This is a genomic window from Paraburkholderia translucens (assembly GCF_020881035.1).
Taxonomy (GTDB): Bacteria; Pseudomonadota; Gammaproteobacteria; order Burkholderiales; family Burkholderiaceae; genus Paraburkholderia; species Paraburkholderia translucens.
In genome coordinates, this window is the sequence record NZ_JAJITC010000005.1 from 459684 (window position 1) to 479778 (window position 20095).

22 protein-coding genes and 1 pseudogene are annotated in these 20095 nt (G+C 62.8%); 8 read left to right on the forward strand and 15 right to left on the reverse strand.

The annotated features are described in order from the left end of the window. Nucleotides 1-44: 44 nt before the first annotated feature. A complete protein-coding gene (locus tag LJ655_RS12195) occupies nucleotides 45-878 on the reverse strand; it encodes a DUF2182 domain-containing protein (protein WP_230561489.1) in 834 nt (277 codons plus the stop codon). Further along, a complete protein-coding gene (locus LJ655_RS12200; protein WP_230561490.1) occupies nucleotides 875-1639 on the reverse strand; it encodes a DUF899 domain-containing protein in 765 nt (254 codons plus the stop codon). The genes LJ655_RS12195 and LJ655_RS12200 overlap by 4 nt, the downstream gene beginning before the upstream one ends. A gap of 168 nt (nucleotides 1640-1807) precedes the next feature. Between LJ655_RS12200 and LJ655_RS12205 the strand changes: the two genes are divergently transcribed. Both LJ655_RS12205 and LJ655_RS12210 read left to right on the forward strand, forming a co-directional pair. Further along, nucleotides 1808-3037: a helix-turn-helix domain-containing protein gene (locus tag LJ655_RS12205; protein ID WP_230561491.1), complete on the forward strand. Its 1230-nt coding sequence runs from the start codon at nucleotides 1808-1810 to the stop codon at nucleotides 3035-3037. Between the two features lie 14 nt (nucleotides 3038-3051). Further along, nucleotides 3052-3726: a Vgb family protein gene (locus LJ655_RS12210; protein WP_230561492.1), complete on the forward strand. Its 675-nt coding sequence runs from the start codon at nucleotides 3052-3054 to the stop codon at nucleotides 3724-3726. 34 nt (nucleotides 3727-3760) lie between these two features. Here LJ655_RS12210 and LJ655_RS12215 read toward each other — a convergent pair whose 3' ends face one another. The 7 genes from LJ655_RS12215 to LJ655_RS12245 form a co-directional block, all read right to left on the reverse strand. Further along, nucleotides 3761-6856, reverse strand: a complete 3096-nt coding sequence (locus LJ655_RS12215) for a complex I subunit 5 family protein (RefSeq protein ID WP_230561493.1) — start codon at nucleotides 6854-6856, stop codon at nucleotides 3761-3763. Next, nucleotides 6850-7224 carry a sodium:proton antiporter gene (locus LJ655_RS12220; RefSeq protein WP_230561494.1) on the reverse strand — a complete coding sequence of 125 codons (375 nt, stop codon included), beginning with the start codon at nucleotides 7222-7224 and terminating at the stop codon, nucleotides 6850-6852. Before LJ655_RS12220 ends, LJ655_RS12215 begins: the two co-directional genes overlap by 7 nt. A gap of 64 nt (nucleotides 7225-7288) precedes the next feature. After that, nucleotides 7289-7993, reverse strand: a complete 705-nt coding sequence (locus LJ655_RS12225) for a Na(+)/H(+) antiporter subunit B (protein ID WP_230561495.1) — start codon at nucleotides 7991-7993, stop codon at nucleotides 7289-7291. Beyond that, nucleotides 7990-8334 carry a monovalent cation/H(+) antiporter subunit G gene (gene mnhG, locus LJ655_RS12230; RefSeq protein ID WP_230561496.1) on the reverse strand — a complete coding sequence of 115 codons (345 nt, stop codon included), beginning with the start codon at nucleotides 8332-8334 and terminating at the stop codon, nucleotides 7990-7992. Before mnhG ends, LJ655_RS12225 begins: the two co-directional genes overlap by 4 nt. A gap of 3 nt (nucleotides 8335-8337) precedes the next feature. Continuing rightward, complete coding sequence (locus LJ655_RS12235; RefSeq protein WP_230561497.1) at nucleotides 8338-8580, reverse strand: hydrogenase subunit MbhD domain-containing protein; 243 nt, start codon at nucleotides 8578-8580, stop codon at nucleotides 8338-8340. Between the two features lie 3 nt (nucleotides 8581-8583). Continuing rightward, complete coding sequence (locus tag LJ655_RS12240; protein ID WP_230561498.1) at nucleotides 8584-8844, reverse strand: MrpF/PhaF family protein; 261 nt, start codon at nucleotides 8842-8844, stop codon at nucleotides 8584-8586. After that, nucleotides 8837-9364, reverse strand: a complete 528-nt coding sequence (locus LJ655_RS12245) for a Na+/H+ antiporter subunit E (protein WP_230561499.1) — start codon at nucleotides 9362-9364, stop codon at nucleotides 8837-8839. The genes LJ655_RS12240 and LJ655_RS12245 overlap by 8 nt, the downstream gene beginning before the upstream one ends. A 143-nt stretch (nucleotides 9365-9507) precedes the next feature. On the opposite strand from LJ655_RS12245, the gene LJ655_RS12250 reads away from it, so the two are divergent. Further along, entirely contained in the window at nucleotides 9508-10290 is a 783-nt protein-coding gene (locus LJ655_RS12250) for an ABC transporter substrate-binding protein (RefSeq protein WP_230561500.1), read from the forward strand. A 227-nt stretch (nucleotides 10291-10517) separates the two neighbouring features. Next, complete coding sequence (locus LJ655_RS12255) at nucleotides 10518-10844, forward strand: DUF190 domain-containing protein (RefSeq protein ID WP_230561501.1); 327 nt, start codon at nucleotides 10518-10520, stop codon at nucleotides 10842-10844. On the opposite strand, the gene LJ655_RS12260 is transcribed toward LJ655_RS12255, so the two are convergent. From LJ655_RS12260 to LJ655_RS12275, 4 genes are all read right to left on the reverse strand, one after another. Further along, the gene (locus LJ655_RS12260) at nucleotides 10790-11161 is read right to left on the reverse strand and encodes a YkgJ family cysteine cluster protein (protein WP_230561502.1); all 372 of its coding nucleotides are present in this window, start codon (nucleotides 11159-11161) and stop codon (nucleotides 10790-10792) included. The two genes, LJ655_RS12255 and LJ655_RS12260, sit on opposite strands and share 55 nt — an antisense overlap. Nucleotides 11162-11163: 2 nt before the next feature. After that, a complete protein-coding gene (locus LJ655_RS12265; protein WP_230561503.1) occupies nucleotides 11164-11592 on the reverse strand; it encodes a VOC family protein in 429 nt (142 codons plus the stop codon). A gap of 69 nt (nucleotides 11593-11661) precedes the next feature. Continuing rightward, on the reverse strand, nucleotides 11662-12141 hold the full coding sequence (locus LJ655_RS12270) for an SRPBCC family protein (protein WP_230561504.1): 480 nt from the start codon (nucleotides 12139-12141) through the stop codon (nucleotides 11662-11664). Further along, a complete protein-coding gene (locus LJ655_RS12275; protein ID WP_230561505.1) occupies nucleotides 12134-12469 on the reverse strand; it encodes an ArsR/SmtB family transcription factor in 336 nt (111 codons plus the stop codon). Before LJ655_RS12275 ends, LJ655_RS12270 begins: the two co-directional genes overlap by 8 nt. Before the next feature lie 362 nt (nucleotides 12470-12831). Between LJ655_RS12275 and LJ655_RS12280 the strand changes: the two genes are divergently transcribed. From LJ655_RS12280 to LJ655_RS12290, 3 genes and pseudogenes are all read left to right on the forward strand, one after another. Beyond that, entirely contained in the window at nucleotides 12832-15489 is a 2658-nt protein-coding gene (locus tag LJ655_RS12280; RefSeq protein WP_230561506.1) for a glycoside hydrolase family 9 protein, read from the forward strand. Between the two features lie 27 nt (nucleotides 15490-15516). Then, nucleotides 15517-15624 (forward strand): annotated as a pseudogene (locus tag LJ655_RS12285) (integrase core domain-containing protein); the annotation flags it as partial. Nucleotides 15625-16934: 1310 nt separating this feature from the next. Next, the gene (locus LJ655_RS12290; protein WP_230561507.1) at nucleotides 16935-17741 is read left to right on the forward strand and encodes a hypothetical protein; all 807 of its coding nucleotides are present in this window, start codon (nucleotides 16935-16937) and stop codon (nucleotides 17739-17741) included. 207 nt (nucleotides 17742-17948) lie between these two features. Here LJ655_RS12290 and LJ655_RS30220 read toward each other — a convergent pair whose 3' ends face one another. Together LJ655_RS30220 and LJ655_RS12295 are read right to left on the reverse strand one after the other, a co-directional pair. Beyond that, complete coding sequence (locus LJ655_RS30220) at nucleotides 17949-18227, reverse strand: hypothetical protein (RefSeq protein ID WP_329959697.1); 279 nt, start codon at nucleotides 18225-18227, stop codon at nucleotides 17949-17951. A gap of 60 nt (nucleotides 18228-18287) precedes the next feature. Further along, nucleotides 18288-18509 carry a mechanosensitive ion channel domain-containing protein gene (locus LJ655_RS12295; protein WP_230561508.1) on the reverse strand — a complete coding sequence of 74 codons (222 nt, stop codon included), beginning with the start codon at nucleotides 18507-18509 and terminating at the stop codon, nucleotides 18288-18290. A 263-nt stretch (nucleotides 18510-18772) separates the two neighbouring features. On the opposite strand from LJ655_RS12295, the gene LJ655_RS12300 reads away from it, so the two are divergent. After that, the gene (locus tag LJ655_RS12300) at nucleotides 18773-19594 is read left to right on the forward strand and encodes a CsgG/HfaB family protein (protein ID WP_230561509.1); all 822 of its coding nucleotides are present in this window, start codon (nucleotides 18773-18775) and stop codon (nucleotides 19592-19594) included. Nucleotides 19595-20095 lie beyond the last annotated feature (501 nt).

Genomic DNA, 20095 nt, shown 5'->3' on the forward strand with positions numbered 1-20095 from the left:
CGGATCGATTCCTGAACCGATTGGTTGCAGTTGCAGTGTCTGCGTCAACCGCCCGAGACGGCTTTTACGAGCATCAAAGCTCCGCTGGCGACGGCTACGACGCCGACCGCCCGTGCAACGCGTGCGCCGTCCGGTGCGAGACGCTCGGCGGTGATCGCGGCGGTCACGGCGGCCATCCAGCGCCAATCCGTCATGCCGACGACGAGCAGCACTGCCGTCAGCCCCGCGCAGCAGCCGGCGCAATCGATACCGATGCGCAGACCGTAGCGCCACGCGCTTGCCGCATCGGCAGCGAGACGCGGTGCCGCGCGACAGCAGGTGAGGCGGCGCGCTTTCCATGTGCTGAACTGCAACGCACCCGCAAGCAGGACGATGCCGCTGGCCGCGAGCGGCGCCGACCGCGCGAGCGCCGACCAGCGCAATTCGAGCGCCGCGAGCGCGGCGCCCAGCACAAACACGGCGGCCCCGAGCGCTATCCATACGAGGGCATATCCGCCGCTCACCAGCATCGTCAGCAGCGCGCGTCGCCCCGCCGTTGCCCGCGCGCCGATCGCGTCGCGATAGCGGAGCAGCATCGACACCAGCGACGGCAGCATCATCGCCGCCATCATCGTGATCCACATGCTGATGAACGATGCGGCGGCGCGAGCCCAGGTGCGCCCACAGGTCGGCATCCATAGTGTCGACATCGACGAGCCTGCGGGCATCGGTAAGCGGCCCATCGCCGGCATCGACGCGTTGTGAGCAAGTGTCGCCGCGACGCTAGCGACGAACAGCAACGCGCAGAAGCCAACGAACACGCGCTCCGATGCGCCGGCCGCGCGCCGCGTGGCGAGGCGCTGTCCGCTCGCGCGGGCAGCGCGCACGAGCGGGCTCATGACCGCTCGTACTCGTCGTGACGACGCCACCAGATGCCCTTCTCGTTGCGCCCCTTCGGTGCGCGATCGAGCCACTGGTACATGCCCCACAGCCCATCGACGCCGCGCGCATACGTCGAGTAGGTGTGGTAGACCACGCCGTCTTCGAGCACGAAGGCACTCAAGCCGGGCCGGTCTCGCGTATAGGTGGCCGCGTCGGTGCCGCAGGTCGCCGCGAACTGTGCGACTGGTGCGGGGGCGGGCGTCACGTCCATCGCATGGCTGTTGCGTTCGTAGTTGTACTCGATGTTGCCTTCGCGCTGCTGCGCCTCGGTGAATGAGACGTTGAAGTCGAAATTGAAATCGCCGCGTGCCGACGACGCCCACGGAAACGTCCAGCCCATGCGCTGTTTGTAAGCCTGCAGCTTCGCGAGCGGCGCGCGCGACACCGCCATCAGCATCACGTCATGATGCGCGAGATGCACGGCGAAACCGTCGAAGCCGTCGGCAATCGACGAGCACGACGGGCAGCCCGCCGTGTAGTCGGGGCCGAACATGAAGTGATAGACGAGCAACTGCGAGCGTCCTCTGAACAGATCGGCGAGCGACGCGCTGCCTTCGTCGGTATCGAAGCGATAGTCCTTCTCGATCCTCACCCACGGCAGCGCCTGGCGTTGCCGCGCGAGCTCGTCGCCTTGTCGCGTATAGGCCTTTTCCGCGTCGAGCAGCGTGCGTCGCGCGGCGAGCCATTGTTCGCGTGTTCCGGTCGGATGCGTGGTCATGGTGGATTCCTCCGTGGGTTGTGCCGCGCCGCGCGGGCCCTTGCCGCGACGGCGTCGGTGAGGGTGGATGGTCATGCTAGATTAGGGGCGGGCATCGACCGGGTGGGAGTGACAAGTGTGGCGGGATTTGCTTGATGCATTGACGTGCTGCGCGCGGAATCACTCGCCGTGGACGCGCTGATCTCGGCGGCGGCGCGCGCGCTCGCGGCCGGCGATCCGCTCGGCGCGCTCGACCGGGTCGCGTTGCGCGACGACGCGCCGGCACTCGCGCTGCGCGGCATCGCGATGGCGCAGCTCGGCGATTTCGTGCGCGCCAAGGCGCTCGTACGCGGCGCCGCGCGCGCATTCGGCGCGCGGCATGCGGTGGAGCGTGCGAGATGCGTGGTCGCCGAAGCGGAGATCGCGCTCGCGTCGCGCGATCTTGCGTGGCCTGCCAGAACACTCGATACCGCGACCGCAACGCTCGACGCGCATGGCGATCGCGTCAATGCCGCGCATGCACGGTATCTGGCGGCGCGGCGCCTACTGCTGATCGGCCGTCTCGACGAAGCGGAGCGCAGGCTCGCTGCTCTCGATTCCCGGCTGTTTCCGCCCGCGTTGCGTGCCGCGCATGAGCTGGTCGTCGCGGGCGTGGCGCTGCGGCGTTTGCGCAGCGGCGCTGCCCGAACCGCGCTGGCGCGTGCCCAACGCGCGGCACGCGAGGCCCGTATTCCGGCGTTGATCGCGGAAGTCGAAAGCGCTTCGCTGGCGCTGCGCAAACCGGCGGCGCGTATCATTGCTCATGGCGAAGAAGAGCCGGTTCTGCTCGATCAAGTCGAGAAGCTCCTGACCGCCAACCAGGCGGGCGGCCCGCTGATCATCGACGCTTGCCGCTACGCGATCCGCGATGCCAACGCGACGGTTGCGCTGGGGAGCCGGCCGGTCCTGTTTGCACTCGCGCGCATGCTCGGCGAGGCATGGCCTGATGACGTGCCGCGCGACACGCTCGTTGCGCGCGCATTCCGCGCCAAACGCGCCGACGAATCGCATCGCGCGCGCTTGCGCGTTGAAATCGGCCGGCTGCGCGCGGCGCTCGGCACACTCGCGAGCGTCCGCGCCACGTCGCGCGGCTTCGCGTTCGCGCCGCGTCATGCGCGCGAGGTCGTCGTGCTGGCGCCGCCAGTCGAAGGCGAGCACGCGGCGTTGCTTGCGTTTCTATCGGACGGCGAATCGTGGTCGAGCTCGGCGCTTGCTCTGGTGCTCGGCGCGAGTCAGCGCACCGTGCAGCGCGCGCTCGATGCGCTCGCCGCGGCCGGCAAGGTGCAGCCGGTAGGCGACGGGCGGGCGCGCCGCTGGATGACGCCGCCCATCGCCGGATTCGCGACCGCTTTGTTACTCCCCTCTCCATTCCCTTCGTGAATAGGATGGCCGTTATGAACCGCTCAGCCGCAAGAATCGTCCGCGAATATGGTCCCTTCAAGGGCGTCGATAGAGTGAACGGGGTCACCTACGACGGCCGGCAGGTGTGGATCGCGACCGGCGAACGGCTCGAGGCGATCGATCCCGCGAGCGGCGAGACGCTGCGCTCGATCGCGGTGGCCGCCGACGCGGGCACGGCCTTCGACGGCGAGCACCTGTTCCAGCTCGCGCATGGTCGAATCCAGAAGATCGATCCGCAAAGTGGCCGCGTGCTATCGACGATCGCCGCGCCTGGCGACGGCGGCCAGTCGGGGCTGACATGGGCCGAAGGTTCGCTGTGGGTGGGTCAGTACCCCGAACGAAAAATTTATCAGGTCGATCCGGACACGGGCGCGGTGCTGCGCACGATCGAATCGAATCGCTACGTGACCGGCATCACGTGGGTCGACGGCGAACTGTGGCATGGCACGTGGGAGGGTGACGAAAGCGAGCTCAGACATATCGATCCGCGCAGTGGCGAGGTGCTCGAGAGCGTCGAGATGCCGGCCGGCACGGGCATCTCCGGACTCGAATCGAACGGTGCGGATCTGTTCTTCTGCGGTGGCGGCGGCAGCGGGCTCGTTCGGGCCGTGCAACGTCCCGCGCGCGATAGCGGCGCGCAATTGCCGGTCGAGTCGACGAGCGAGTGAGTGATTGAAGCCGTGCGGCGCGGGGTCATTGTCGTTATTGCGTTCGCGCCGCACCCAGCCCCGTACTCGCAAAATAGATCACGAGAAAGTACAGCAGTACATAGAGCGCGTAGGTCTGCCCATTGCCGGTATAGACGCGCCGTATCCGTGCCGCCGCCGCGAGCGCCAAGTGCGAGATGCCGCGCCAGAATAGCTGCGCGACCGGCGGCACGGTGCGGCTCAATATCGGCCGGTAGAAGTGGTAAAAGTCGGGGGCGTTGCGCGCGTTGCCGCGCCGGCTGCGATAGTAGAGCACGCCGAGCCCGAACACGATTGCGGTGACGACCAGCACGCCGATCACGACCGGTGTCGGATTCCAGAACCCGTAGATGCTTTCGAGCGACATGCCGCCCCACACCAGTGTCGCCGCGAACTGCGGATCGATCGCGGCCGACACCGGCTCGATCAGCAGCTTCGGGAAGAACGACAGGACCATGATGCCGACCACGAACAGGAACTGCGGCACGAGCAGCATCACCGGTGCTTCGCGCACGTTCGGACGCTGCGGCGGGCGCGGTCCGAGAAAGACGCCGTTCAGCAGGCGCAGCATGTACAGAAAGCCGACGCAGGTCGCGATCAGCCCGCAAACGACGAGTCCGTACCAGCCCTTGTTGGTCATTGCGCTCAGCAGCAGCCACTTGCCGCCGAAGCCCATCAGCGGTGGCAGGCCGGACATCGACACGAGCGCGATCACGACCATCGCGAACGTGAGCGGCATCTCGCGCGCGAGGCCGCCCACATCGGCGAAATTGTGCGTGCCGGTGCGCAGGATCACGCCTGCGAGCGCAAGGAACAGAATGCCCTTCACGAACATATGATTGGCGACCAGGTACAACGCCGTGACCCAGCCGAGATGACTCATCAAGCCGATCGCGGTCACGATATAGCCGATCTGGCTCATGCTCGAGAGCGCGAGCATGCGTTTGAAGTCGTTCTGCCGATACGCCATCAGCGCGCCGGACAGCGTAGTGAGCATGCCTATCCATGTCATGACGTGCGCGAGTTCGAGGCCGACCTCCGAGCGTATCGTCAGATAAGTGCCGATCAGCAGGCCGAACATCGCGACCTTGCTGACCACCGCCGAGAGCATCGCGGTCACGTCGTCTTCCGCCTCGGTGTAGGCGCCCGGCAGCCATATATGCACGCCGATCGCGCCGGCCTTGATCAGAAAGCCGGCCGCGAGCAGCACGAAGGCGCGGTTCGCTTCCGGTCCCGAGTGGATCAGCGCGGATAGCGCGATCGTGTCGTCGATAGCCGCGACGCTGGCGAAGCCCGCGAGCAGGAAGAACGCCGCCAGCAGCGAAAACAGCAGGAAGGTCAGCACATGCGGTCCCGCGCGCCGGCATTTCGCGATCAGGAAGCACGACGACAGCGTAATGATTTCCCAGCTATAGAAGAACTCGAGCGTCGTCGATGAGCGCAGCAGCGCCGGAATCGAGAGCGTCAGTACGACGAGCATCGGATAGAAGCCGGTGCGCACGTCGTCGCGATAGAGGCTCGCCGCGGCGATCACGAGGCTGCCCGCGAGCAGCAACCACGCGAACAGTCTGCCGATGCCGGTCGTGCCATCACAAAGCAGACTGCCGATCAGCGCAATCGCGATCAGCGCGAGCACGCCTTTCACGCGCCCCGGCAGACGATCGGCCGCATAGAACAGCGCGCCCGCCGCAAGCGGCGAGAAGATCCACGCCGACGCGACGCCGGAGAACACGGCCGCCATGTAGGCCGCCGCGATCAGCAGCACCGCGACGCCGAAGAGCGGCAGCAGCGCGACGACGTTGGGACGGGCTTTGGGCTCGTGGTCGGACGGAGCCAGCGCGCGCACGAACCAGTGGAACATATAGCCCGCTTCGAGCAGCGAGCCGGTCAGGATCAGCACGATCCAGTAGGGCTTGCCGGCGGCGGTCAGGCGCAAGACGAGTTCCCACTTCGCCCAGAAGCCGGGAAACGGCGGCAGCCCGGCGATCGCGACGAGGAAGAGCCCGAGCAGCGCGATCAGGAGCGGGCTGCGCGACAGGATCGCGCGCGCATCGTCGCGGTGGCGCCGCAGCACGCCGTTCAGCCAGAATAGGCCGGCCTTCGCAAACAGATGGTTGATGAAGAGGCCGCCCACCACGAGCGGAATCGATGCGTCCGCGCCGACCTGGCGCAGCAGCGCGAGCGACAGCATCATGAGCGCCATCTGGCCGGTCGACGAATAGCCGAGCACGCGCTGCGGCTTCGTCTGCTTGATCGCGAGCAGGTTCGAAAACAGGAACGTGACGCCGCCCGACACCGCGAGCAGCGTCAGCTGACCGTCGAACAGCGGCAGTAATTTGAACAACGCGAAAAACACCCCCGCCGACACGCCGACCGACACCATGGCCGCGACGCCGCTCGGCGCGGTCTCGTAGACGTCGAGCCCCCAGCCGTTCGCTGGAAAGGGTTTCAGCTCGATCACGAGGCTCGCGAATACAAGAAGGATCGCAGTCGTGCCGATCGGATCGCCGAGCCGGTCGCGCAGCGACAGCAGTTCGTCGATGTTCAGCGTGCCGCTCGCGTAGTAGAGCAGCACCGCGCCGAGCAGGAACAACGTCGACGCGATCACGGTGGCGATGATGTACTTGAACGCGGCGGCGAGCGCGGCGCTGGTGCGCTCGATCCCGAACAAGCCGTACGTCGCGATCGACACGATCTCGAGAAAGACGAACAGATTGAACAGGTCGCGGGTCAGCACCATGCCGTCGATGCCCATCACGAGAATCAGGTACAACAGCAACGCCACGTAGTTGCCGCGCAGACGGTCCCACAGATGCAACGCGCCGAGCAGCGCGACCAGATTGACGCTGAACGCGAAAAAGCCTTCCCACAAGCCGAAGCGCAGATTGATCGAGACCGGCGGCAGCGCGCCCGCGGTCAGCACCTCGATCGTCTTGCCGCCGTCGAGCAGGCCATAGAACGACACGCCGGACACGAGCACGATGCCGCACAGCGCAATGAAGAAGCCGAGCGTGAGCCACGGCTTGCCGAGCCGGTACAGCAGCGGAATGAGGAAGCCACCGCCGAGCCCGAGAGTGAAGATATGCAGCGGATGAAATAACGTGGCTACCATTTCGACTCGATGAAGGCGTCGATGGAAAGCGTCTTTTTGGCGGCGTAAAGACGGATCGCGAACGAAAGCATGATGGCAGTGACAGACAGTCCGATCACGATTGCCGTGACGACCAGCGCCGATGGAACCGGATCGATCGCCCGGTGCGCAGCGGCCGATTTGCTGAGCGCCGCATCGATGATCGGCGCGGTGCCGCCCGTGATGTAGCCGGTCGCCACCATCACGATGTGCAGCCCCGTGTCGAACACTGCGAAGCCGATGATGATGCGCAGGATGTTGCGGTGGGTCAGCATGCCCCACAGACCGATCAATGCAAGGCAGAAGCCTGTGATGAGCAGGAGCGTCGAAACGGGGATGACGGTGTTCATACGTTGGTCTCCTGTCGATCGGAGTGAGCGCTTTGGCACTTACTCCTATCCCACGCAAAGCGGTTCAGCTTCTGAACCGGTCGATGATGACGCTCAGCTCCGTGCCGACCTTGACGCCGAGCAGCGCGGAAATCAGCGGGATCGCGCCGGCGCTGAAGAACGCGCCGAACTCGCCGCGCGGCAGAAAGCGCGCGTCGAGAAAGCCGCCCGCGAGCACGAGGCCCAGAATGCCGATGCAAACATAGATCACACCCGCCAGCGACTCGACGACGCTCAGCAGCGCGACGTTCAGCGCCGAGCCGGGCCGCGCGAGCATCATCAGCATCACGGCGGACGCGACGATTGCGCCGCCCTGGAAACCACCGCCCGCCGACAGGTGGCCGTTGAGGATCACGTAGCAGCCGAAGGTGAAGATCATCGGCAGCAGCACCTGCTTGCCGGTATGCACAATCTCGCCCGCTGGGCGTCGCGCGAGCGTGGTTTCGTCTGCCGCGGCGGCGGACGCCGCGTTGCTTTCCTCTTTCAGCAACGCGCCGACGCTCGCCGCAACCATGAACAGCACCGCGACTTCGCCAAGCGTGTCGAAGCCGCGATACGTGATCAGAATGCCGGTCACGATGTTCGGCGCGCCGAGTTCGACCGGCCCTCTCACGACGTAATACCAGGCGAGCGGGCGCAGTGCCTGCAACTCCGTATAGCCGCCGACGATCCGCCAGAACACGACCGCGAACAGCAGCACCGTCAGCAGTGCGATCGCGCGACGCATCATGGTTCCGTCTCCCCCGTGGTGCGCCTGTCTTCGTCCGCGAGCGCATCGACGACCGCGGACGACGTCATCGGTGTACGGATCAGCCAGGCGGCGCGCGATAGCGCATGCGAGGAGACCGGATTGGTCACCAGCACGAAGTAGATCAACAGGATCAGGCGGAAGGTCCAGTTCGGGTGATAGAACGCGAGGCCGATCAGCACGAGCATGTTGCCGAGCGTCGACGCCTTGGTGCCGGCCTGGATGCGCGTATAGGCGTCGGGCATGCGCAAGATTCCGAGGCCGGCGGAGAACAGAAAGACGGCGCCCGCGAGAATGAACACGCTGCCGATCAGTTCGAACATGCGCTAGCCCTTCTGATAACCGGTTTTGCGGATTGCGTACAGAAAGATGAAGGTCGCGAGTCCCGAACCGATCGCGGCTTCGGCCATCGCGACGTCTGGCGCGGCGAGCAGCAGAAAGGCCACCGCCGCGAACAGGCTCGCAAGCCCCGAGCTCACCATCGCGGCCAGCAGATTCTTCAGGCAGACGGCCAGTACGCCGCTCACGACGATGCTCGCGCACATCAGCAGCAGGAGCAGTTCGAGCATGGCTCACAGCCCCCTTTCGAGAAAGCGCGCAATCGCAAGCACGGACAGAAAGCTCAGCAGTGCATAGACAAGTGCCACGTCGATATAGACGAAACGGCCCGAGGCCTGCGCGTACAGCGCGATCAGCGATACCGATATGACCGTCAGCATGTCGATCGCGACGATGCGGTCGACGAGGGTTTTGCCGATTACAAGACGAATCACGCCGAACAGGATCGCGAAGAGGATCAGCACCGCGGCGATCCGGAGCATGATCTCAGCCAAAGACCTTCTCCAGATGCTTTTCGAACGGCGTGGCAAGTGCCTTGGTCGCCTCGTCGATATCGGTCGTCTTCACGTCGAGCCAGTGAACGAATAGTATGTCGTCCCGAATATCGATCACGAGCGAGCCCGGTGTGAGCGCGATCGAATTGGCGAGCGCGAGACGGCCGAGCGGTGTTTCCAGGCGAGTGCGGACTTTGACGATACCGGGCTTGATGTCGATACGCGGCGCATACACCAACGCCATCACGTTGAGATTGGCGCGCACGAGTTCGACGACGAAGGTCACGCTGTACGCGACGAAGTGATAAAGTGCGCGCGGCGTTAGACGAAGGCTTTGCCATGCTTCGCTCGACGATACGAAGACATGCGCGATGACGAAGGCGATGACGAGACCGGCGAGAGCGGGTTCGAAGGCGAGCGACGCATTGGCGATCATCCAGATGACGAACAGGATGATCCAGAGGCCCAACAGTCCCCGAGAAGCAAACGATGACAGCGGTTTTCCGTTGTTCGAAGCCACGGCATCGGTTCCTGAAGGGGACCCTGCGGAAAATTCTAAGTGACAATGTAGGGCAAATCAACCGGAGCGCGGTTGTCTTCCAAGTGGTCGCTTTCGCGCGTGCCTCTGTTCATATTCTCTTAAAAGACCAATAAGGAGCAAAAATGAAAGTCATGCTGGCAACCCTGACCATTGCGCTGCTCGCCGGATCGTCCGCGAGCGCAATCGCCAAGGACTGGCCGACCGTGCGGTTCGGCGTCGACGCGAGCTATGCGCCGTTCGAGTCGAAAGCCGCCGACGGCAAGCTCGTCGGCTTCGACATCGATCTCGGCAATGAAATTTGCCGGCGGCTCGACGCGAAATGCGTGTGGATCGAGAATTCGTTCGACGGCATGATTCCCGCGCTGAAAGGCCGCAAATTCGACGGGGTGCTGTCGACGATGTCGATGACGCCCGCGCGTCAGGCGCAGATCGCGTTTTCGTCGAAGGTGTTTCGCATTCCGACGCGTCTCGTCGCGAAGAAGGGCTCGCCGATCGAGCCGACGCCGGAAGCGCTGAAGGGCAAGCGCATCGGTGTCGAGCAGGGCTCGATTCAGGAAACCTATGCGAAGACGTATTGGGAGCCGGCCGGCGCGGTAGTCGTGCCGTATCAGGATCAGGATCTCGTGTATTCGGATTTGCTTGCCGGCCGTATCGATGCGTCGCTGCAAAACGCGGTGCAAGCCGACATCGGTTTTCTGCGCACACCGCGCGGCAAGGAGTTCGCATTCGCCGGCAATCCGCTCTACGACGCAAAAACGCTCGGCAGCGGCACGGCAATTGGTTTGCGTAAGGAAGACACCGATCTGCAGGAAAAGATCGACAAAGCCATTGCCGATATGCGAGCCGATGGCATTTACGACCGCATTGCGAAAAAGTATTTCGATTTCGACGTGTACGGTCAGTGAGCCGGGGCCACGGCGCGACTGGCCAGCGTCAAGCTGGCACTCGCGCGGCCTGACATCTAGACTTGTCTCGTGACCGTCCCGGAGCGCGATCCGGCGCTCCATGTTTCCGCTTACAGAAGTAGGCGGGCAGGACAGGACGGCGCAATGCGGCCTCGGGGCTGCGCAATCGGCGATGCGTGCGCATCGTTTCGCGCAGGCGGCGCGATCCGCATTCAGGAGACACCGACATGCACGGCTATCAGATTACGTTCTTCACCCAGCAGGGGCGCAGCCATCATGGCAGGCCGCTTGCCGACTGGCTCGTGCGTCTCGCGAGCGAGATTGGCCTGCGCGGCGCGACCGTGATACCGGCTTGCGAAGGCATCGGCCATCATCATCGCATTCACTCCGCGCACTTCTTCGAGCTTGCCGATCAGCCGTTGTCCGTCGTGATGGCGGTGACGAGCGACGAAGCCGATCGCTTGTTCGAGCGGCTCCGCGCGGAGGGACTGCATCTGTTCTACGTAAAGACGACGGCGGAGTTTGGCGTCGTCGGCGAGGACGACGAGGCTTGAAAGGCCGGCGGCAGCGGCCCGAACCCCAAAGCCTTGCGCGCCTCGATACAGCGCTCGGAACCGGCCTCGAATTCCCGGCAGGTGCTCGAACGCCGCTCATAGATCGAGCACGCCACCGACTTACCGGTCTCGCCGACGAGGGCAATGCAGCGCACGGGTTTTGCCTCGGTTCCGCGCATCGCGACGCGATGAGGCGAGATGGGTGTCGTCAGCGACTCTGGAACGCCGCCGGGTGTCGTCGAATCGGTTTCGCCCCAATAGAACGAGACGCGGAACTGCGCGCAGCAGGCGCCGCAACTCTGGCAGACATGGCTCATGGTTACGCTGCGGGCCCCTCGCGCCGGACATTGACCATCCACGGCACGCCGAACCGGTCGATCAACGTGCCGAAGCCGCTGGTCCAGAAAGTCTGCTGGAACGGCATGGTGACCTGTCCGCCCTCCGACAGAGCGTTGAAATATTTCTCGCCGGATGCCCGGTCGTCGGCGGTGACCGACAGGCTGAAGCCCGCGTGCACGACGTTGCCGCCGCGGTAATCGCCATCCGACATCAGCACGTGCGTGGTGCCGATGACGAGCGTCGCATGGAGGATCTTGTCGGCGTGTTCGGGCGGCACCGGGCGCGCGGGATCGGGCGGCGCGTCTTTCGCGCGTAGCTTCAGCAACTCCTGCGCGCCGAGCGCCGAGCAATAGAACGCAATGGCTTCCTCACAACGGCCATTGAAGTACAGATAGGGCTGTATTTCCATGCGGATTTCCCAGGACGGTCGAAGGGTGCCGGGTGATTCTATCAGCGTGATATGGCGCAAGGCCGCGCTTCATGCCTTCCTCGCATGACTGCCGCCATTGGCCGGATAAGCCTCCTGCAACGCAATCGAGCCCGTCTCCAACAGCGATTTGAGGTTGGACATGATCTTCGGCCAGCCGCCCGACACCGCCTCGATGAACTTCGATGGATCGCGCTCGATCGTATGCGTGAGCGTCAGCTTGACCGCCGTTCCACTCGGTTCGAGCTCGATCGTGCAGCGCGAATCGCCCTCGGCCTTCAGCTCGGGACGAATCTGGTGTTGCCAGCGGATCACGAGGCGCCGTGGCGGCTGTGCCTCGACAATCTCGCCCGCGTCGAAAATCTCCCCCGCGCTGGACACGAGTTTCCATGCCGAACCCGCCGTCCATTCGCTTTCGCAGTGCATGCCGAACCAGTACTGCTTGATGAACTCCGCGTCGGTCAATGCCGACCATAGCTGTTCCGGTGTGGTGCGGATATAGGTCACGTAGACGAACGTCGATCTAGTCATTGCCTTTCTCCAGGCGTCGTTTCAGGGTTGAGAGCGCCTTCAGGCGCGGCTTTTCGAACTTGGCAATCCAGCGCTCGTAGATTTCCTGTAGCGGCACCGGATTGAGGAAGTGCAACTTCTCGCGCCCGCTGCGTACCGTAACGACGAGGTTCGCCGCCTCCAGCAGGTCGAGATGCTGTGTCACGCCTTGCCGCGTCATATCGAGGTGCTCACACAGGTCGTTGAGGGTCTGGCCGTCGTGCGCGTGCAGCACATCCAGCAGCTTGCGACGGCTCGGATCAGCGAGGGCTTTGAATAGCAGGTCGGTGTCGTCGGGGTGCTCGGCCATGAAGGGCGATAGGCAAGTAATCCGTTGCATTTACTATAGGCAAGAGATTGCTTGCATGTCAAGGTGAGGGTAGGGATTTCGATGTCGGGTTATCGGCGTACAACAAAGTCTGCCGGATCGTCAGACTCGTCGGTCGGGCGCAACGAAGTCTGCGGCAATGGGAAAAATCTTGGTGCAGCGCGAAATAGTAAATCGGCTGTGCCGTCATCGCTCACCGCGCCGCTGCGCAAAGCGGCCCGCGCGCACGTCGGTGCGCGCAATACTGCATTGGCTACAGATTATTCCCGATAGCGGCTTCCGCCTCGCGGGCCTAGACTGGCCGCGCCGATTTTCTCCGACCCCAAATTCTCCACGACACGCCAATGACCCTAGCAGTCCCGACGCCGCGTTTTTCACGCAACCTTGCCATCACCGTAGCGCTCCTTGCGCATGGACTTGCCCATGCCGCATCATCGCCGCAGCTGAGCGCCAGTGCGCATTCCCTCGACAAGCCGGCGGACCTCGTATTGACAGCCAGGTCGGATGCCGCGGACCGAATTGCGAAAATCGTATTCTTCGACAACGGCAAACTCGTGTCGGTAGCGGAGCACGCGCCGTACGTCTATACGGTGAAAGCCGACACCTCGCTTAACGGCCAGCACATCTACAGCGCGCAGGTCTACGACCGCGATGGCCACACGGCGATGTCCGCGCCGGTCAGTGTGACGGTCGACATCGCGGGCGACCATTCGACTGCCGAGTTGCTCCCGAACGGCGATTTTGCGGCGGGCACGCAGAACTGGTGGACCGCTGGTGTCGGCGCGCAGGACTGGCAGATCGCGCATGGCGAGTCGTGCATCCAGATCGGCAACCCTGGCAGCCATCCGTGGGACGTGATCCTCGGTCAGGGCGGCAAGGGGCTCACGCGCGGCGAAACGTACACGGTCAGCTTCAGCGCCCGCTCACCCGAAGGCGTGCCGATAACGGCGCTGCTGCAGAAGGACGGCGGCGATTACACCCGCTATTACGCCGAGGACATTACCGATCTGGGCGGAGAGTCCAAGCGCTACAGTGAAACCTTCACGATGGCCCAGGCGAGCGACGGAAAAGCCGCTTTCCAGTTTCAGATGGGCGGCAAGCGCGCCGGTACCGTGTGTGTGAGCAACGTGTCGGTCAAGGGGCCGAAGTTCGACGCGGGACCCATCGACGATGGCCGCGCGTCGGTATACGTGAATCAGATCGGCTATTTGACGGGCGCCCCGAAGCTCGCGATGGCACAGCACGATTCGCTGGTGCCGGTTGCGTGGCGCGTGCTGGACGCCGCGCGTCATGTGGTTGCGCAGGGCACGACGAGGGTCGACGATTTCGACCCATCGTCCGGCCTGCATCTGCATACGATCGACTTCTCGTCGCTGCATACGCCGGGCGACGGCTATACGCTCGAAGTCGACGGCCGCTACAGCCACGCCTTCCGGATCGGCGACGATTTGTACAGCCGCCTGCGCAATGACGCGCTCAGCTATTTCTATCAGACGCGCAGCGGCGTTTCGATCGAGCAGCGCTTCGTCGGCAATCCGCTGCTCGCGCGGCCGGCTGGCCATGTGAACGCCGGGCCCAATACCGGCGATGCAAACGTCACCTGCTTCGACAAGATCGACACGCAAGGCAACCATTGGCCGTCGTGCGGCTATCGCCTGAGTCCGGTCCGCGGCTGGTACGACGCCGGCGATCACGGCAAGTACGTGGTCAATGGCGGCATCGCGGTATGGACGCTGATGAATCAGTACGAGCATGCGAAGCGTTTTTCGAACGTCGCCAGCTATGCGGACGGCAGACTCGCCATTCCCGAAAACGCGAACGGCGCCAACGATCTGCTCGACGAAGCGCGCTGGGAAATGGACTTCCTGATGTCGATGCAGGTGCCCGACGGACAGCGGCTCGAACTGCCGGTCGGCGATCAGGGCGCGCAGCTCAAGCATCTCACGCTCACGTCAGTCGATGCATCTGGCATGGTCCATCAGGCGCTGCACGACCTGGCGTGGACTGGTCTGCCGACCCGTCCAGAAGCCGATTCGCAGCCGCGCTACGTGTACTATCCGACGACCGCGGCGACGCTGAACATGGCGGCCACCGCCGCGCAGTGTGCGCGCGTATTCAAGGGCGTCGACGACGCGTACGCAGGCCGTTGCCTGCGCGCAGCGAAGAGCGCATGGCAGGCAGCGCGGCGCAACCCGGCGATCTATGCGTATCCGGGGCTTTTCAACGGCGGCGGCGCGTATGAGGACAACGACGTGAGCGACGAATTCTATTGGGCCGCCGCCGAGCTGTACGCGACGACCGGGGAGCAGCAGTATCTCGACTTCCTGAAAGCGAGCCACCTGTATTTGAAGGCGTACAAGAAGACGGCCGAGGGCGAACTCACGTGGAGCGATCTGACCGCGGCCGGCACGATCACGCTGGCGCTGGAGGCGGGCAGTCTTCCCGACGCCGACCGCGAGACGGCGCGTGCGAATCTGATTGCGACGGCCGACGCGTATCTCGCCGACATCGCGACGCAGGGTTTCCGGCTGCCGATGACGCAGACCGCGTTTCCGTGGGGATCGAACGGCAACGTCGCGAATCGCGCGCTGATGATGGCGCTCGCCTACGATTTCACCGGCGAGCGAAAGTACGTGTATGGCGCACTCGATTCGATGGGCTACCTGCTCGGCCGCAATCCGATGGACAAGAGCTACGTGAGCGGCTACGGGACTCGGGCGCTGGAGCGTCCGCATCACCGGTTCTGGGCGCACGCGCTCGATGCTCAATTGCCGAATCCGCCCGCAGGCGTGTTGTCGGGCGGTCCGAACTCGGAGAATATGGCGGACCCTGTATCGTCCGGGCTGAAGGGCAACTGCGCACCCGAAACCTGCTATATCGACGATAACGGCGCCTACGCAGTCAACGAAGTCGCGATCAACTGGAATGCGCCATTCGCATGGGTCGCCGCGTTTGTCGACGATGTGGCCAGCGGCCGGGAACGTGCGCAAGGGCAGCGATAGCGTCCCTCGTCTTGATTCGCGGACACCTTGACGTTGATTCAGGTGAGCAAACGAATACAGAATGCATACATCGAATCGTTCAACGGCAAGTTCCGCGATGAATGCCTTAACGAGCAGCGGTTTAGGGCGCTTGCACAGCCAGCATATGATGCAGCAGGCGATTCTTAAGACAGCCTCGTGGATGAAAGCTGTTGCCGGCTACACACTGGGGGCGGGGTGACGTCTTGCACCGTTACGCGCGGCCGACGCATCGCGGACCGGTTGACCTCGTTTTGGTGCTGGATGGTGCGGATCAATGTGGTGTGACTGATCGTCAGCTGCCAGACGGTGCGTGGACGAATGATCGTGGCTTGGCGTACTGTTGGCATGGAATCGCTGTGGGCGATGAACATCTTCTCGTTGGCGACCAGAGCCGTGCCCCGCGTATTTTGCTGGCGGACGCTCGGGACGATGGCCGAGGACCGAACGCAAATTGTCACGGCGACGAAATACCTCCTGGCGCCTATCGCCGCGACTGTAGAAATGACGATGGCGTCGACCGTCCGGCCCCTTTGCCCAGATGTATGTGCTTCCCCCAACGAACACGATGTCGGAGTTCGAGGCAGCCGAGATATACACGTCGTTGGTTTCCGGGATTACCTCCTCCACGACGACCGGCCTCGCGGTAACGACAGCGCCGGAGGGCGGTGCTGTGACAACCGCAGCGGGCTGTGAAGCGTGAGAAACCGGTCGAGCAGCGATCTGTGTCTGTCCAGTCGTCGTGCATCCGGACAAACAGAGCGCAGTTGTGATCCCGACGATCGATGCAGCAAATCTCATATCTTTCAAACAGTGCTCCGCGTTCTGACGGGTGTGTGTGTCGAGCTAACGGCTGAATGAAAGAAAACTTTATGGGAGAGCGCCGGCGGTGGGAGCTCCTGGCTGAGTGGGCCGCCACTAACGGCTCCGAAAATGCGCTTAAGCCAACGCGAAGGAAGTCCTCGGGTATGCCGTTATCTCGGAAGACCAAACGGACGGTCGGCATATCGCGGGCTCAGGTGAGAGGCGTGGGGAGGTTAGTTCCGGTGGCGGTTCGATTGGCACCGCGGCAGCTTTAAACAAACAACTGAGAGGGCATCCGGCCCACGAGCCGCTGGTGCCCGGATCCGCAGTTCGAGTTTAGTGTGGCGAGGCGAAGCCACTGATCTATGCCGAAGTTTCGCAATCGGCCACAACCCGCTACTTACGACCGACGCGTGCCCTTCGACCCGACGCGATCCCCCACGGCAGCTGTGGAACAGCCATTCGAGCAGCCATCGTGGCCGGGAAGTTCTCGGCCTTGCTGCCGTTTGAATTGCTGAATTGACGAAACACGGATCGAGCCGGTGCCTACGGCCGCTGTCGCACGATCGAGTTGACCATGCAAGGCTTTGCGATAGACTGACTTGATCCTGGAGAGCTTTGTCATGGCTGATCTTAAAACCATGCGGGTCCGTTCGACCGCCGCTTGCGTCCTGATTTGCATGTCGCTGCTGACGCACGCCGAGACGTCGGCACACTCAGCCACTGTTCCCCATGCGACTGAGCCTGAAATTTCCGCCTCGGAAGATGTCCTGTCGACTCGGCCTTTCGTCGGCGACGACCCGGTTGCCATCAGGGACGCCTTGGCGGACCAGAGCTTCAAAGCCAACTCGCCGTCGTTGAGCGATCGCATCAGGAAGCTGATCCACGTCCCTGCCTCCAGGGCGCCAAGCGAGCTCGACTCGCCGAAAGCCAGTCTCGAGCGCGACCTGGCTTTCGTCGTACCTGTGCCCTACGGAATTCGATATCAGTCAAAGACGCACCTGTTGACGGTAGACGTAGATTTATCCGATGGCCTCGATCCAGGCGTGATCCTACTCAAGAAAACCGTAACCGGACAACGCGGTCGAGGGCTTGTGGTGGCGCCAGAGGCGAAGGCCAAGGGGTACATCCAACATATCGATCTGATTGAGCTCAAGTCCGGCAAACGGAATAAAGCCATGGTTCACGGACGCGTGCCAGTCTCGCAGGCGGCGTTCTCCGAAGCGAATGGAGACTTTGCGATTGTGCTGATGTGTAGCATGGAGCCGCCTTACCTGACCGACCGACGCGAACATAGCGATCCCAGCAACGACGAGCCCACGGACATCACAACGAGAACCTCGACCCTTTACGCGAACATTCACGCCATCTGGCTGGTGAGCCCTCAGCGGGATATCGTGCTATCGAAGAAGCTGCATCTGTCGAAGTAAAGAAGTAAACAGCCCTGGATTGTTTTGCGGCACGGAACTGGATTACAGCGCCGCGATGGTCGCGCGAAAGCTGTGACACGTTGCAGCGGTTAATTGAGGGCGCGCCGACGCGTACCTACATCTTTCTCTCGTTCGAAGGTGATCGGACTCAGACTGATCAGAAATATCCGAAATCGGCCCACTGCTGCCGGTCAAGCCGTGCGAGATTCAACGGCAGATCTTCGTTTCTGCCCGTTGACCAGCCGATACCGGCGCCTCGTACCACTGCTCCTGTCGCACAACCTTCGGTTCGGCCGGATCACCCTGGTAGGCGGGCGTCATGATCTGGACGCCGTACTCGTTGAAGACATCCAAAATATGTCGATGCAGCTTCGTGCGAATTGGGGTAATCGCGTGCGGGTCGTGGATATACCCGTTCAGTTCATAAGTGACGGCGAAGTCGCCTAGCGTCGTTAGCAGGATAAAAGGCTGCGGATCTCCGACAATCCCCGCAGCTCACTTTGCCGCCATGCGAAGCATGGCCTCCACCTGCCGCCAGGGCGTCTCCTATGCAATTCCGACCGTGGTATGGAGGATCAATCCTGGTGTCACAGCCAGGGGGCTGAAGTTTGTTACATCGCCATTCAGTATCTGCGAATTGGGAATCGTGACCTCTTCGTGCTTGATGGTCCGCAAATGGGTCACTTGCAGGCGGATGGCGATGATGTGACCGATGACGTCTCCCACCTCTTCGCGATCGCCGACCTTGGAGACCCGTCGATAAGTCATCAGATATCCCTCGGGTCCGCTGGACGAAGCTGGCTCGAGGCAGCTAAGACGCTCGACTCAAGTACTGTTCGCGTCGAGACGGTCCAGACAACGTGCTCACGCTGAATTTTCCTTATGGCATGAAGAAGATTTAAAAACCCACTGTAAAGATTCGTACAGTATTGCCGTTATCCGGATGGCATCAATGGAAAACTCTGGACGCTACATGCCAAAATTCCGTTAGCAGAAAATCCAACGAACTCAAGAACAACGAGCGAGGAACCATGGAAGTCAAATTGAAGGGGGCTGCAGCCTTGTCGCTGCTTTTGCTCGCTGCATGTTCCGACATGCAGATGGGTGCAACGTCGGCGAAAACGACCGCGACCGGCTCGGCCGCTGGCGCGACATCCCAGAACGCCAATGTTGGCCTCCAGCATTGCACCGCGCCCCTCGGGACGGTTTCGATTGTCGAAGACACGACTGCCCCTTGGTATGGCCTGCTGACCGGGCAATATCAGCTTGGCAGTACTGTCCCTGTTCTAAAGCTGCTCGTGCAGCAATCCAACTGCTTCGTTATTGTCGATCGTGGCCGGGCGCTGGCTGCCGCCATGGATGAGCGCCAACTCAATGCATCCGGCGAGCTTCGTAAGACTTCAAAAATGCATAAAGGCCAGATGGTTGCCGCCGACTACACCATAAGTCCCAGTATTACCTTCAGTAACAGCAACGCTGGTGGCGGTGCGGCGGGGCTTCTCGCGTTTGTGCCTGTCGTCGGAGGCGCGCTCGCGGGTGTCGCCGGCACGATGAAGACTCAGGAAGCATCGACATTGCTCACGCTGGTCGACAACCGTTCGAGCGTTCAATTGGCCGCAGCAGAAGGGTCGGCCAAGAACGTGGACTATGGCATGCTCGCTGGCCTCGTTGCCGGAGGTTCTGGCGGTGCAGGCGGGGGCGCTGGAGGTGCGTATGCGAATACTGCGCAGGGCAAGGTCGTGGTGGCCGCCTTTACGGACTCCCTAAATAATCTCGTCGCATCGGTGAAACAATATAGAGCGCAAAGCGTAAAGGGCGGCCTCGGCAACGGCGGGAATTTACAGGTGAATTGATCATGGTTGGCGTCAATCCGCACTGCTGCGGTGTGAACAAGCAGGCGAAATGGCGCCATTTTCACCCGGCACTGCAGCGCTCTCGCGGCAGCCGGTCGGCCTATGAAAGGTATGCGCCTCGGTTGCATCGGTTGTCTGCGTCCCACGTCGAAACCGAGGTACACATCTCACGACTGCCGACACGCGAACGTCATCAAACACCGATGGCACTCCCGAAATTATCTTGCGGTGAAGGTCCGCTGTTTGTTGCGTAGCCGCCGCTCCAGTGTCCACGTCGCTGGGATGGCGAGCGACGGTTCATGGCCGATCGGGTGAAGTCGGCAGCGGCCGCTCATGGACACTCTGGTTTGCAAAAACAGAATTCAGCCGACTGACCGGTTTGGAGAAGGTAATCTGACCGGAGTTGGTCGGCTATGGCCGACCACGTCGGCTCTAACAACGGCCCATTGCGAGAGGATGACTCCAACGTCAGTTCAGTGGCTGATCTGGGGCGATGGCGGC

Coding starts and splice junctions, on each gene's coding strand:
- LJ655_RS12195 (WP_230561489.1), bottom strand. CDS start 878: ATGAGCCCGCTCGTGCGCGCTGCCCGCGCGAGCGGACAGCGCCTCGCC.
- LJ655_RS12200 (WP_230561490.1), bottom strand. CDS start 1,639: ATGACCACGCATCCGACCGGAACACGCGAACAATGGCTCGCCGCGCGA.
- LJ655_RS12210 (WP_230561492.1), top strand. CDS start 3,052: ATGAACCGCTCAGCCGCAAGAATCGTCCGCGAATATGGTCCCTTCAAG.
- LJ655_RS12215 (WP_230561493.1), bottom strand. CDS start 6,856: ATGGTAGCCACGTTATTTCATCCGCTGCATATCTTCACTCTCGGGCTC.
- LJ655_RS12220 (WP_230561494.1), bottom strand. CDS start 7,224: ATGAACACCGTCATCCCCGTTTCGACGCTCCTGCTCATCACAGGCTTC.
- LJ655_RS12225 (WP_230561495.1), bottom strand. CDS start 7,993: ATGATGCGTCGCGCGATCGCACTGCTGACGGTGCTGCTGTTCGCGGTC.
- mnhG (WP_230561496.1), bottom strand. CDS start 8,334: ATGTTCGAACTGATCGGCAGCGTGTTCATTCTCGCGGGCGCCGTCTTT.
- LJ655_RS12235 (WP_230561497.1), bottom strand. CDS start 8,580: ATGCTCGAACTGCTCCTGCTGCTGATGTGCGCGAGCATCGTCGTGAGC.
- LJ655_RS12250 (WP_230561500.1), top strand. CDS start 9,508: ATGAAAGTCATGCTGGCAACCCTGACCATTGCGCTGCTCGCCGGATCG.
- LJ655_RS12255 (WP_230561501.1), top strand. CDS start 10,518: ATGCACGGCTATCAGATTACGTTCTTCACCCAGCAGGGGCGCAGCCAT.
- LJ655_RS12260 (WP_230561502.1), bottom strand. CDS start 11,161: ATGAGCCATGTCTGCCAGAGTTGCGGCGCCTGCTGCGCGCAGTTCCGC.
- LJ655_RS12265 (WP_230561503.1), bottom strand. CDS start 11,592: ATGGAAATACAGCCCTATCTGTACTTCAATGGCCGTTGTGAGGAAGCC.
- LJ655_RS12270 (WP_230561504.1), bottom strand. CDS start 12,141: ATGACTAGATCGACGTTCGTCTACGTGACCTATATCCGCACCACACCG.
- LJ655_RS12275 (WP_230561505.1), bottom strand. CDS start 12,469: ATGGCCGAGCACCCCGACGACACCGACCTGCTATTCAAAGCCCTCGCT.
- LJ655_RS12280 (WP_230561506.1), top strand. CDS start 12,832: ATGACCCTAGCAGTCCCGACGCCGCGTTTTTCACGCAACCTTGCCATC.
- LJ655_RS12290 (WP_230561507.1), top strand. CDS start 16,935: ATGGCTGATCTTAAAACCATGCGGGTCCGTTCGACCGCCGCTTGCGTC.
- LJ655_RS12295 (WP_230561508.1), bottom strand. CDS start 18,509: ATGACTTATCGACGGGTCTCCAAGGTCGGCGATCGCGAAGAGGTGGGA.
- LJ655_RS12300 (WP_230561509.1), top strand. CDS start 18,773: ATGGAAGTCAAATTGAAGGGGGCTGCAGCCTTGTCGCTGCTTTTGCTC.